The 12553-nt window shown below is 68.1% G+C and carries 11 protein-coding genes; 6 read left to right on the top strand and 5 right to left on the bottom strand.

The features are described from left to right. The first annotated feature begins 70 nt into the window (after positions 1 to 70). From tpiA to DJ74_RS00250, 5 genes are all read left to right on the top strand, one after another. Positions 71 to 715, top strand: coding sequence for a triose-phosphate isomerase (gene tpiA / locus DJ74_RS00270; protein ID WP_094521839.1), 645 nt, complete (start codon positions 71 to 73; stop codon positions 713 to 715). 204 nt (positions 716 to 919) lie between these two features. Beyond that, positions 920 to 2836 carry a molecular chaperone DnaK gene (gene dnaK, locus DJ74_RS00265; protein ID WP_176451279.1) on the top strand — a complete coding sequence of 639 codons (1917 nt, stop codon included), beginning with the start codon at positions 920 to 922 and terminating at the stop codon, positions 2834 to 2836. A gap of 73 nt (positions 2837 to 2909) precedes the next feature. Continuing rightward, positions 2910 to 4076: a molecular chaperone DnaJ gene (gene dnaJ / locus DJ74_RS00260; RefSeq protein ID WP_094525938.1), complete on the top strand. Its 1167-nt coding sequence runs from the start codon at positions 2910 to 2912 to the stop codon at positions 4074 to 4076. A gap of 56 nt (positions 4077 to 4132) precedes the next feature. Further along, positions 4133 to 4453 carry a cupin domain-containing protein gene (locus DJ74_RS00255; protein WP_094524892.1) on the top strand — a complete coding sequence of 107 codons (321 nt, stop codon included), beginning with the start codon at positions 4133 to 4135 and terminating at the stop codon, positions 4451 to 4453. Positions 4454 to 4523: 70 nt separating this feature from the next. Next, positions 4524 to 5267, top strand: coding sequence for a hypothetical protein (locus tag DJ74_RS00250; protein WP_254922109.1), 744 nt, complete (start codon positions 4524 to 4526; stop codon positions 5265 to 5267). 30 nt (positions 5268 to 5297) lie between these two features. Here DJ74_RS00250 and DJ74_RS00245 read toward each other — a convergent pair whose 3' ends face one another. Genes DJ74_RS00245 through DJ74_RS00225 form a run of 5 tightly spaced genes read right to left on the bottom strand, consistent with a single transcriptional unit; the run spans position 5298 to position 11828 of the window. After that, complete coding sequence (locus DJ74_RS00245; protein WP_094525937.1) at positions 5298 to 6638, bottom strand: ABC transporter ATP-binding protein; 1341 nt, start codon at positions 6636 to 6638, stop codon at positions 5298 to 5300. Further along, the gene (locus DJ74_RS00240; protein ID WP_094525936.1) at positions 6631 to 7677 is read right to left on the bottom strand and encodes an ABC transporter ATP-binding protein; all 1047 of its coding nucleotides are present in this window, start codon (positions 7675 to 7677) and stop codon (positions 6631 to 6633) included. The genes DJ74_RS00245 and DJ74_RS00240 overlap by 8 nt, the downstream gene beginning before the upstream one ends. Continuing rightward, complete coding sequence (locus tag DJ74_RS00235) at positions 7677 to 8861, bottom strand: ABC transporter permease (RefSeq protein ID WP_094524895.1); 1185 nt, start codon at positions 8859 to 8861, stop codon at positions 7677 to 7679. The genes DJ74_RS00240 and DJ74_RS00235 overlap by 1 nt, the downstream gene beginning before the upstream one ends. Before the next feature lie 6 nt (positions 8862 to 8867). After that, on the bottom strand, positions 8868 to 9842 hold the full coding sequence (locus DJ74_RS00230) for an ABC transporter permease (RefSeq protein ID WP_094524896.1): 975 nt from the start codon (positions 9840 to 9842) through the stop codon (positions 8868 to 8870). 33 nt (positions 9843 to 9875) lie between these two features. Then, on the bottom strand, positions 9876 to 11828 hold the full coding sequence (locus DJ74_RS00225) for an ABC transporter substrate-binding protein (RefSeq protein WP_094525935.1): 1953 nt from the start codon (positions 11826 to 11828) through the stop codon (positions 9876 to 9878). Positions 11829 to 12054: 226 nt separating this feature from the next. Between DJ74_RS00225 and DJ74_RS00220 the strand changes: the two genes are divergently transcribed. Further along, the gene (locus tag DJ74_RS00220) at positions 12055 to 12552 is read left to right on the top strand and encodes an NYN domain-containing protein (RefSeq protein WP_094524898.1); all 498 of its coding nucleotides are present in this window, start codon (positions 12055 to 12057) and stop codon (positions 12550 to 12552) included. Position 12553 lies beyond the last annotated feature (1 nt).

Below are 12553 nucleotides of genomic sequence, written 5' to 3'. Positions count from 1 at the left end.
GTCTCGTGGGCTCGGGGGTAGCGTCGCCGGAGCATGAAGGTATTTGCGCCCGCGGCTCCCGAGTGCGGGTATGTTCATCCTGGTGAACCTCAAGGCGTACCCGTGCGATCCGATCGAAGTCGCGACCGCCGCCAGCGACGTCGCCGAGGCGTCCGGCGCTCGGATCGCGGTCTCGCCGCAGGCGGCCGACCTCGCCCGCGTCGCGGACACCGGCGTCGAGACGTGGGCCCAGCACGTCTCGCCGAACGACCACGGCTCGCACACCGGGTCGACGCTCGCCGAGGCCGTCGCCGACAACGGCGCCGAGGGGACGCTCGTCAACCACTCCGAGAAGCGGCTGAAGCTCGCCGACGTCGACGGCGCCGTCCGCGCGGCCGAGCGCGCCGACTTGGAGACGATCGTCTGCGCGAACAACCCCGCGCAGGTCGGCGCGGCCGCGGCGCTCGGCCCCGACGCCGTCGCCGTCGAGCCCCCGGAGCTTATCGGCGGCGACGTCTCCGTCTCGACGGCCGACCCCGGGATCGTCGAGGACGCGGTCGCGGCCGCCGACGCGGTCGACCCCGACGTCGACGTGTTCTGCGGCGCCGGCGTCTCGACCGGCGAGGACGTGGCCGCCGCGGGTGACCTCGGCGCGTCCGGGATCCTGCTGGCCTCCGGCGTGGCGAAGGCCGACGACCCGCGGGCGGCGCTGGAGGACCTCGTCTCCGGGCTCTGAGCGCGGCGACCGCCGCGGGAGCGGGCCGATCGCCTCGCACCGGCCATCGTCGCAGGTCCCTGCGCTTGCGGATCTGTATAAAGACACCGGTGCGAGCAGTTCACACGATCGGCGAAACCGCACGACGTGAGCGGTATCAGCTGACCGACGAGATCGCGCCGTCTAGTAACCTTTAACCGACACAAGCCGCTAACTTTGGCTAAGATGGCGAGCAACAAGATCCTCGGTATCGACCTCGGTACCACCAACTCCGCGTTCGCGGTGATGGAGGGCGACGAGCCCGAGATCATCGCGAACGCGGAGGGCGACCGGACCACGCCCTCCGTCGTCGCCTTCGCCGACGACGACGAGCGGCTCGTCGGGAAGCCGGCGAAGAACCAGGCCGTCCAGAACCCCGACCGCACGATCCAGTCGATCAAGCGGCACATGGGCGAGGACGACTACACGGTCGAGATCGGGGACGAAGAGTACACGCCCGAGCAGGTCTCGGCGATGATCCTCCAGAAGATCAAGCGCGACGCCGAGGAGTACCTCGGCGACGACGTCGAGAAGGCGGTCATCACCGTCCCCGCGTACTTCAACGACAAGCAGCGGCAGGCGACCAAGGACGCCGGCGAGATCGCCGGCTTCGACGTCGAGCGGATCGTCAACGAGCCGACCGCCGCCTCGATGGCGTACGGCCTCGACGACGAGTCCGACCAGACCGTCCTCGTGTACGACCTCGGGGGCGGCACGTTCGACGTGAGCGTGCTCGACCTGGGCGGCGGCGTCTACGAGGTCGTCGCCACGAACGGCGACAACGACCTCGGCGGCGACGACTGGGACGAGGCGCTCATCGACCACATCGCCGACGAGTTCCGGAACGACCACGGGATCGACCTCCGCGAGGACCGCCAGGCGCTCCAGCGCCTGAAGGACGCCGCCGAGGAGGCGAAGATCGAGCTGTCGAACAAGAAGGAGACGACGGTCAACCTCCCCTTCATCACCGCGACCGACAGCGGTCCGGTCCACCTCGAACAGTCGATCACCCGCGCGACGTTCGAGAACCTCACCGGTGACCTGATCGAGCGCACCGTCGAGCCGACCGAACAGGCGCTCTCCGACGCCGGCTACGACAAGGGCGACATCGACGAGGTCATCCTCGTCGGCGGCTCGACCCGGATGCCGCAGGTCCAAGAGCAGGTCGAGGAGCTCGTCGGTCAGGAGCCGAAGAAGAACGTCAACCCCGACGAGGCGGTCGCGCTCGGCGCGGCCGTCCAGGGCGGCGTGCTCTCCGGCGACGTCGACGACATCGTCCTGCTGGACGTCACCCCGCTCTCGCTCGGGATCGAGGTGAAGGGCGGCCTCTTCGAGCGGCTCATCGAGAAGAACACCACCATCCCGACCGAGGAGTCGAAGGTGTTCACCACCGCCGCCGACAACCAGACTTCGGTCAACGTCCGCGTCTTCCAGGGCGAGCGCGAGATCGCCGAGGAGAACGAGCTGCTCGGCGCGTTCCAGCTCTCCGGCATCCCGCCGGCGCCCGCCGGAACCCCCCAGATCGAGGTCTCGTTCAACATCGACGAGAACGGGATCGTCAACGTCGAGGCCGAAGACCAGGGCTCGGGGAACGCCGAGTCGATCACCATCGAGGGGGGCGTCGGCCTCTCCGACGAGGAGATCGAAGAGATGCAGGAGGAGGCCGAGAAGCACGCCGAAGAGGACGAGGCCCGCCGCGAGCGGATCGAGGCCCGCAACGAGGCCGAGACGACGATCCAGCGCGCCGAGACCCTCTTAGAGGAGAACGAGGAGGACCTCGACGAGGACCTCATCGGCGACATCGAGGACTCGATCGAGGACGTCGAGGCGGTGCTCGAGGACGAGGACGCCGACACCGACGAGATCGAGTCGGTCACGGAGGCGCTCACGGAGGAGCTCCAGGAGATCGGCAAGCAGATGTACGAGGGACAGGCCGCACAGGCCGGTCCGGGCGGCGCAGGCGGCGCCGCCGGCGGTCCCGGCGGTATGGGCGGTGCGGGCGGTCCGGGCGGCGCGGCCGGCCCCGGCGGCGCGGGCCCCGACGGCGACGACGAGGAGTACGTCGACGCCGACTTCGAGGACGTGGACGAGGACGAGGAGTAGCGTCGGCGCCCTCGCCTTCGGACGCGCCCCTTAACACGACCCAGCCACGAACGATCAATAACGAACGTAACGCATGAGCGAAGATTTCTACGACGTCCTCGGCGTGTCGCGGGACGCCAGCGAGGAGGAGATCAAGAAGGCGTACCGCAAGAAGGCCGCCGAACATCACCCGGACGTCAGCGACGACGACGACGCCGAAGAGCGGTTCAAGAAGATCCAGAAGGCCAAGGAGGTGCTCACCGACGAGGAGAAGCGCCGCCAGTACGACCAGCTCGGTCACGACCGCTTCACCGAGGCCGACAAGCGCGGCGCGACGGGCGGCGGCGGTCCCGGCGGGGCGGGCGGTCCCTTCGGGGGAGCCGGCGGCGCGGGCGGCGCCGGCGGGTTCGAGGACATCTTCAACCAGTTCTTCGGCGGCGGCGGTGGTCGCGGCGGTCGCGGCGGCCGCGACGATCGCCCCCGTCAGGGACGGGACCTCCGTACGGGGCTCACGATCGACCTCGAAGATGCGTTCGAGGGGGCGACCAAGGAGGTCACGCTCACCCGCCCCACGGCCTGTGACACCTGCGACGGCGCGGGCCACCCGCCGGACGCCGACGTGCAGACCTGCCCTCAGTGTAACGGGCGCGGGCAGGTCCAGCAGGTCCAGCAGACGCCGCTCGGCCGCGTCCAGCAGACCTCGACGTGCCCGCGCTGCGAGGGCGAGGGCGAGCTGTACAGCGAGGACTGTTCCGATTGCGGCGGCGACGGCGTCGTCCGCGAGGAGGCGACGCTCTCGGTGGAGATCCCGCCGGGGATCCGCTCCGGCCAGAGCCTCCGGATGGAGCGCGAGGGCGCGCCCGGCGAGAACGGCGGGCCCAACGGCGACCTGCTCATCGAGGTCGACGTCGACATCGGCGACCGGTACGAGCGCGACGGCGACGACCTCCGCGTCAGCGAGGCGATCTCCTTCCCGCAGGCCGTCTTCGGCGACACGGTCGAGGTCGAGACGGTCGACGGCACCGTGGAGATGGACGTCCCCGCCGGCACCCAGAGCGGCGAGACGTTCCGACTGGAGGGGAAGGGGATGCCCCGGCTGCGGCGCCGCGGCCGCGGCGACCTCTACGTGCAGGTGGGCGTCGTGATCCCCGACTCGCTCAACGAGGAGCAGCGCGAGGCGCTGGAGGCGTTCGCCGAGGCCGGCGGCGAGGACATCGACGTCGGCGGCGGCTTCTTCGAGCGGCTGAAGAGCTCCTTCTAACGCACTCACCCCTATCAACCCGTAGTTTTTCCGGCGCGCGCCGCCTATCACGGTCCATGGGCTACGACACCACCGCCTACGACGACGTCGAACCGCGCGCGCCGGGGATGTACTTCCTCCGCGACGCGCTCGACTGCGAGAGCCTCGGCGTGACGGTCGTCGAGGCCGACGACGGCTGGGAGGGGATGGAGCACGACCACGCCGACGCCGGCCACGAGGAGGTGTACGTGCTGCTCCACGGCGCGGCGACGCTGACCGTCGACGGCGAGGCCGTCGAGCTCGGTCCGGGCGACGCCGTCCGGGTCGACGCCGACTCGACGCGCGACCTCGCCTTTTCGGCCGACGGCTCGCGGATGGTCATCGCCGGCGCGCCCTGACGCGAGCGCTCGACCCCGGACGGACCCGCCACTCCTCGTTTTTAAGTCGCGGCCGCCCCGAGTCGCGGACATGGACGTCGTCGGCGATATCCTCGCTCGCGACCGGCGGAGTCGCGACGTCGCGCTCGTCACGCCCGACGAGCGCGAACGCACGTATCGGGACCTGATCACCAACGGGTACAAGTCGGCGAACGTGCTCCGCTACCTCGGCGCGCGGGAGGGGTCGACCGTGGCAGTCGAGCCGGCGCCCGGACTCCACACGACGCTCGCCTTCCTCGGCGCGGCCGCGCTGGGCGCCCCGGTCCGGTTCGACCCCGAGACCGGGATCGCGCGCGGCGACCGCGTCGTCCTCGTCGACGTGGTCGACGAGTCGACGACGGAGCCGGCCCCCGGCACCGGCCTCGCCGCCTTCGGCGGACCGCCGGAGCGACCCGAGACGACCCACTGGGAGCAGGAGCTGTGGAGCGAGAATCCGGGGATGCCCCCCAGCGGAGTCGGCCCGGACGACATCGTGCTGCGCGAGACGGACGGCGAGGGACCGGACCGGAGCGGGAGCGTCACTCACCGCGCGCTCCTCGACGCGGCCGCGTCGGTCGCCGGCGAGCACGGGCTCGAACCGGGTGATTCGGTGACGCTCCGCGGTGACCTCTCGGACCCGCGGGCGCTGGCCGCGGGCCTCGTCGCACCGCTCGCGGCGGGCGCGACGTCCGTCCTCGTGGGTGAGGAGACGGACAACGGCGAACCGACCGTGACCGTCGAGCGGGAGGACGGCGGCTCGCGACGGGTGGCGCTCCCGGCGCTGGGCGAACGCTAAGACAAAGCGACGAGAGCGGCGGCGGTCGCCTCAGTCGTCGGCCGGGTTCGGCGGCGCCGACCGGTCCCGCTCGTGGAGGTGACACGCCGACTCGTGGCCGGGCTCGTGGCTGGTCCGCTGGGGGACGCGTTCCTCGCAGGGGGTGGTGACCCGCTCGGAGAGCGTCGCCGCCGCCGCGTCGAGGTCGTCGCCGAGCGCCTCGTCGAGCGCCGCGTCGAGCAGCGACTCCATCTCGTCGGAGGATATCGTCTCCTCGAGGTCGAACTCGCGGCGGATCTGTCCTTTCACGGCATCTGGGGTGGCGCCGGTGTCGGTCCCGGTCCGGAAGTTCTCGCGGATCTGATCGACGTCGACGCTGTCGGCGGCGAGCGCGTCGCGGAGGTTCAACAGTCCACGCCAGCTCGACTGGTCGAGGTCGACGTCGTCCGGCTGGATCACCCTGTGACACCGGGTGTGGAACCGACAGCCCGACGGCGGGTTCGTCGGGCTCGGCACGGTCCCCGTCAGCTCGATCCCCTCGGCGGTCGAGCGCGGGTCCGGCGTCGGGATCGCCGAGAGCAACGCCTCCGTGTACGGGTGTTGCGGGTCGGCGAAGACGCGGTCCGTCGGTCCGATCTCGACGATCTCACCGAGGTACATGACGGCCACCCGGTCGCAGATCTCCCGGATGACGGACATGTCGTGGCTGATGAACAACAGCGAGAGGTCGAACTCCGACTGCAGGTCAGCGATGAGGTCGAGGATCTCCGCCTGAATCGAGACGTCGAGCGCGGAGACCGGCTCGTCGGCGACGATGAGCTCCGGGTTCAATACGAGCGCTCGCGCCAGCGCGATCCGCTGTTTCTGCCCGCCGGAGAACTCGTGGGGATAGCGGTCGTAGTCCTCTGGCGAGAGCCCGACGCGTTCGAGCAGGTCCTCCACGATCGCACGCCGCCGGTGGCGGTCGGACATGCCGTGGATCTGGAGCATCTCCGCGACCGCGCCCCCGACCGACATCCGCGGGTCGAAGCTGGAGGAGGGGTCCTGGAAGATCATCTGCGCGTCGCGGCGGAACGCCTTCAGCTCCCGGTCGTCGAAGCGCGTCACGTCGTTCGGGTGCGTGCCGTCGGCGTTCCGGGTCGCACCGCTCCGCCCGCCGCCGTTGAATATCACCTCGCCGCCCGTGGGCTCTTCCAGCCGGACGATGGAGGTGGCGGCGGTGGACTTCCCGCAGCCCGACTCGCCGACGAGTCCCAGCGTCTCCCCGGGAGCGATGTCGAAGCTGATCCCGTCGACGGCGCGAGCGGCGCCGACCTGTCGGTTCAACAGGCCCTTCCGGATCGGGTAGTGCTTCTTGAGGTCCCGCACCGAGAGGAGCGGCTCCTCAGTCATCGGCGGAGCTCACCTCCTCGCCGTCGGCGGTCGAGTCCGGAATCCCGTCGCGGACGACCGAGTCGTCGCGGCCGGGGCGGTAGTGGACGCAGGAGGCGCGCTGACCCGGGTTCACTTCGATCTCCTCCGGCTGGTCGCCGGTCACGCAGGCGTCGACCGCGTGCTCGCACCGCGGGGCGAAGCGACAGCCGTCCGGCGGATCGAGCGGATCGGGAAGGGTCCCGGGGATACCCCCCTTCTTCCCGCCGATCTCGGGGAGACAGTTCAGCAGCTGCTGGGTGTACGGGTGCGCGGGACGCTCGAAGATGTCGAGGACATCGCCGCGCTCCATCACCTTGCCCGCGTACATCACGACGATGCGGTCGGCGATCTCGGCGACGACGCCCAGATCGTGGGTGACGAAGAGGATCCCCATGTCGAACTCCGCTTGCAGGTCGTCGAGAAGCCGGAGGATCTGCGCTTGCACCGTCACGTCCAGCGCCGTGGTCGGCTCGTCCGCGATCAGTAGGTCGGGGTCGCCGACGAGCGCCATCGCGATCATCACGCGCTGCTTCTGTCCGCCGGAGAACTCGTGCGGGTAGTCGTCGAACCGCGAGCTCGCGTTCGCGATCCCCACCTTGTCCATCAGGTCGATCGCCTTCGTGCGCGCCTCCTCGTCGGAGACGTCGCGGTGGATCTGCAGCGCCTCGACGATCTGCCACCCGACGGTGTAGCAGTGATTCATCGCTTCCTGCGGGTTCTGGAAGATGTGCGCGATCTCGTAGCCGCGGATCTCGCGGAGTTCGGGCTCGCTCATCTCCAGCAGATCGCGGCCCTTGAACCGGACCGAGCCTCGGACGCGACCCGGCGGCTCCTTGACGATCCGCGTCACCGACTCCGTCGCCACCGTCTTCCCGGACCCCGACTCCCCGACGATACAGACGGTCTCGCCCTCGTCGACCGAGAAGTCGACCCCGTCGACGGCCGTGAGCTCTCCCTTGTCGGTGCTGAACGTCGTCGTGAGGTCTTCGACCTCGAGCAGTGGTTGTCGGGTGGACATTATGCGCTCTCCGCCTCCGCTTCGGGGTTCAGGGCGTCCAGCAGCGCGTCGCCGATGAAGTTGAACGCCAGGATCGTCAGGAACAGCACGATGCCGGGCGACAACACGATCCACGGCGCGAACGCCAGGTCGCTCCGGCCGGCGGAGATCAGCTGTCCCCACGAGGGGACCGCCGAGTCGCCGATCCCGAGGAACGCGAGCTGCGCCTCCGCGAGCAGGAAGCCGGGGATGAGCAGCGTGAGCTGCGTGATGATGCTGCTCGCCACGTTCGGGACGACGTGTTTCCGGACCACGCGGTAGGTGCTCGCGCCGCTGATCCGCGTCGCCTTGATGAACTCCTCCTCGGAGACGGACAGCGACTTGCTGCGCACGTACCGCGCGGTGCCGCCCCACGCGAACGCCGAGAACACGAGGATGAACATCCCCAATCCGGCGCCGTAGATGTACAGGATGAGCAGGAACATCAGGAACGTCGGGAACGAGAGGATGATGTCGACGAACCGCATCATCACTTCGTCGACCCAGCCGCCCGCGTACGCGCTGACGGTGCCGAACGTGATGCCGATCGCCGCGACGATCGTCGTCGTGATGAAGGCGATCTGCATGCTGATCGTCATGCCGTAGACGATGCCGGCGAAGACGTCTTTCCCGCCGCGAGTGGTCCCGAGCGGGTGCTGCCACGTCCCCTGACACCGTCCGTTCACCACCTCGCCGACGCAGTTCGCGACGTTCGCCTCGTCGATCGAGAGGAACACCGGCGGCTGGTGGCCGGTGAGGATGCTCTGCTCCGGCGCGCTGATCAGGAGCGGACCGATGAGCCCGCCCACGAACACGATCCCCAGCCAACCGAGGCTGACGACCGCGGGGCGGTTCCGCCTGAACTCCTTCCAGTAGTACCGCGTCATCCGCGGGTTCTGATACAGCGGCAGTATCAGGTAAAAGAAGAACAGGAACAGCGTGAACACGAAGAAGTAGTCCAGCGGGTCGAGGTTCCTGCTGAGTCCGATCGCCTGGAACGTCGCCTCGCGTTCGCCGACGAACTGGTAGTCGTACAGCCAGAGGAGCGCCAGCGGCAGCGTCGCCACCAGCATGCCGATCGAGTTTATCGACAGGTCGAACCGTCTCGACTCGGAGAGCTCGCTCCAGTCGACGCGGTCGAACTGCTCCGGTTTCTTCGTTGCCATTGTGAGTTATCTGTCGTCGTAGTTGATTCGCGGGTCGAGCACGGTGAACACCAAGTCTTCTAGCAGGTTGCCGACGACGGCAATGAAGGTGAACACCAGCGTCGATCCCAACACCAGGTTGGTGTCCTGCGAGATGAGCGCGTTGAACGTCAGTCTGCCCAGTCCGGGGATGCCGAACACGACTTCCACGAGCAGCGACGACCCGATGAACAGCGCCAACAGCTGCCCGACGAGCGTCGTCGACAGCGGGACCATCGTCGGCCGCATCACGTGGTAGGCGTACGCGCGCAGCGGCGAGACCCCCTTCGCCTTCGCCGTCTTCATGAAGTCGGAGTTCTGGAACTCCGCGGACTCGTTCCGCGAGACCCGCATCGTCGCGCCGATCGAGCCCGTGACGAGCACGAACACCGGCAGAATCAGCTGCCGGACGTTCTGCAGGCTGAACACGGGAGCACTCGTGTCGTACGATATCGGGACGACCTCGAACCAGACCCCGAAGATCAGGAGCAGGATGATCCCGAAGAAGAAGTTCGGAATCGCGTACCCGAAGAACGCGAACCCGGTCGCGACGTGGTCGCGCCAGCTGTACATGTTCGCCGCGGAGTAGACGCCGACGAGCGGCCCGAGGGTTATGGTGAGCACGGTCCACGGGATCGAGTACTGCGCGGTGTAGTAGAGCGCCTGTAGCAGCGCCTCGGTCACGGGCTGGCTGCGGCTCTCCGACCAGCCCCAGTCGAGCGTGTAAATGCTCCGGATGAAGTCCATGTACCGAACGTACAGCGGCTGGTTGAGCCCGCGGAGCTCGCGCTCTCGCTCGACCGCGGCCGAGGGGTCACCGCCCTGCAGCGCGGCCTGCGTCGCCGCCTCGCGGATCGCCGGGTTGGGCGCGGCCGCGAGCAGGAGGAACGTGATCGTGGTGATGATCAGTGAGACGACCACGGCCCACAGCACGCGTGCGCCGACGTACTTTCCGAATCCCATATTGATGACGTGGAAGTGTGAGAGACGGCGGCGTTACTGCTCGTATCTCCACGCGGGGAGGTTCCAGCCGTTCGAGAAGTTCTCGATGGGGCCTTCGAGCCCCTCGCGGTAGCCGACCGTGCTGTCGGGGAACGCAAGCATGATGTACGGCTGCTCTTCCGCGATGTTGACGAAGAGGTCGACGAGCGCGTCGGCCAGCTCCTCCTCGCTGGACGCCTGCCGGGCGTTGTCGAACAGCGTCTGCGCGTCGAACTCGGGGTAGTAGCCGACCGGGTTGTACGACCCGGTCGCGCCGTCGAAGAAGACGGCGTTCGTGAGGGGGTTCCGCGGGAACGTGTTCAGTCCGTACACGATCTCCATGTCCCAGTCCTCGTTCCCGGTGATGTTTCGCGGTCCGGGGTTCGTCGCGGTGGGCGAGGTCCACTCGACCTCCTCGCCGTCGACGGTGTCGACGAGCTCGTCAGGGACGCTGGTGACCTCGCCCTCCTCGTTCCGCTCGGGCGTGGGGAAGTCCGTCGTGGTGTAGTACTCCGTGTCGAACCGCGTGCCGTCGATGGCCTCGATACTCACGTCGATCCCGAGGTTGTTCCCGAGCTCCTGTGCGATGAACTCTCCCATCAGCTGCTCGGTCTCCTGGCCGGCGCTGTGGTAGAGGCTGAGCTGGACCTGGTTGCCGTCTGGATCGACCATCGTCTCGCCGTCGAAGCCGTACTCGTATTCGGACTGCTCGAAGGCGTCCTCCGCCAGCCCGCGGGCGTACTCGCTCCCGTAGCGGTCGCCGACGCCGAACATCGGGATGTTGTCCTCGGGCGGATAGAAGTTACTGAAGCGGGGCTGCCACGTGAAGTGCGTCTCCGCGAAGTCGCGGAAGACGCCCTGGATCAGGCTCTGCTTGTCGATCGCCGCGGCCATGGCCTGCCGGAACGGGATGTGCCGGAACATGTTTCCCGGTCCGGTCGTCCAGCCGTTGTCCCGCATGTTGACGGACAGCTTCTCGTTGTACGGCTGCGGGATCTGGTTGACGTAGATCTCGTCGTTATCCTGATACTCCTGCACACGCTCGGGCGGGATAGCCGCTGAATCGACTTCGCCGGTCTCCAACGCGCCGAGTCGGGAGGCCTGTTCGCCGAGGACCTGGATCTCCGCTGACTCGAAGTACGGGGCCTCGTTGAAGACGTCCGGGAGGTCGTCGGCGTCCTGAAGGTAGTAGTCGTCGTTGCGGCTGTACTGGGTGCCGCCGTCGCGCTGCCACTCGTCGAGCACGTACGGGCCGAGGTTGCCGGAGAACTGGAGTTCGAGCAGCTCCTCGTCCTGCCGGAGCCCCTCGGCGTCCTCCTCCTCGACGTACGGCTGGAGGAGGTCCTGCGGGATGGGGTACAGGAGCGGCTCGTAGCTCTCGGGCCAGAGGAGTTGCGGGCTCTGGAGGGTGGCCTGAAACTCGTACTCGCCGGTCTGTTCCACTTCTACGCCCGTCCAGTACGTGGCACTGACCGAACTGGCCCAGCCCCCTTGGTGAACTTCCTGGATGAGATACACGAAGTCGCTCGCGGTCACCTCGCCGTACGGGTCGCTGAACTGGAGCCCCTCGCGGACCTCGAACGTCCACACCTCGCCGTCCTCGGTGGACATGTCGTAGAGCAGCGGGACGTACTCGTTGTCGGCGTTGAACGTGTACCCCTGGTCGAGCGCGCGAGCGATCGCGTTCCCGGCGCCGTTTTCGTCGTTGTATATCGGATTGAGCGTCGTGAACGAGGCCGCGGCGGCCGTCGCGTACGTCGACGTGTCGGTGCCGCTGTCGTCGCCGTCGCCGCCGTCCGTCCCGTCGTCCCCGTCGGTCCCGTTCCCGGTCCCCCCGTCGTCGCCGTCACCGCCGTTGCCCGAGCAGCCGGCGAGCGCGGTCGCACCGCCAATGCCGAGCATGGAGAGCCACTGTCGACGTCCGAGACGCCGACCGTCTTTGCCACCGTCAGTGTGTCGCCGTGACATACCACGAGACAGTGAGTGTACGCACTAAAAACCTCAGATGTTCAGATAGATACGGCGAATAACCGCTAAAGACGGCCTTATACACCGTATAAACGGTCCACCCGATAGTAGTTTATAAACGAACAGGCACATCGTGTCGTCGACACGAGACGTTCGGGCAGTCCGGTTCGGCCGGCGGGCGACCCGGATCCCAAAGCCCCTAAGCCGCGCCGGTGAACTGGGCGGTATGACCGATATCCACCCGCACCAGCGCGTCGCGGTGCTCGCCGACTCGCAGAACCTGTACCACTCCGCGCAGAGCTTCTACTCGCGGAACATCGACTACTCCGGCCTGTTGGAGGCCGCGGTCGACGACCGCGAGCTCGTCCGGGCCATCGCGTACGTGATCCGCGCCGACTCCCCGGAGGAGGAGAGCTTCTTCGAGGCGCTCCGCGACATCGGCTTCGAGACGAAGATCAAGGAGATCAAGACGTTCGCCGACGGCTCCAAGAAGGCCGACTGGGACCTCGGGATGAGCCTGGACGCCGTCTCGCTCGCCAGCCACGTCGACACCGTCGTGCTCTGTACCGGCGACGGCGACTTCGCTCGGCTCTGCTCGCACCTCCGCCACGAGGGCGTCCGCGTCGAGGCGATGGGGTTCGGCAACTCCGCCGCCGAGGAGCTGATCGAGGCCGCGGACGACTTCGTCGACCTCGCCGAAGAGGAGGAGACGTTCCTCTTATAAC

Source organism: Halorubrum sp. Ea8, from assembly GCF_002252925.1.
In the GTDB taxonomy this organism is placed as follows: Archaea; Halobacteriota; Halobacteria; order Halobacteriales; family Haloferacaceae; genus Halorubrum.
This window is presented reverse-complemented; position numbering and strand designations above follow the sequence as displayed.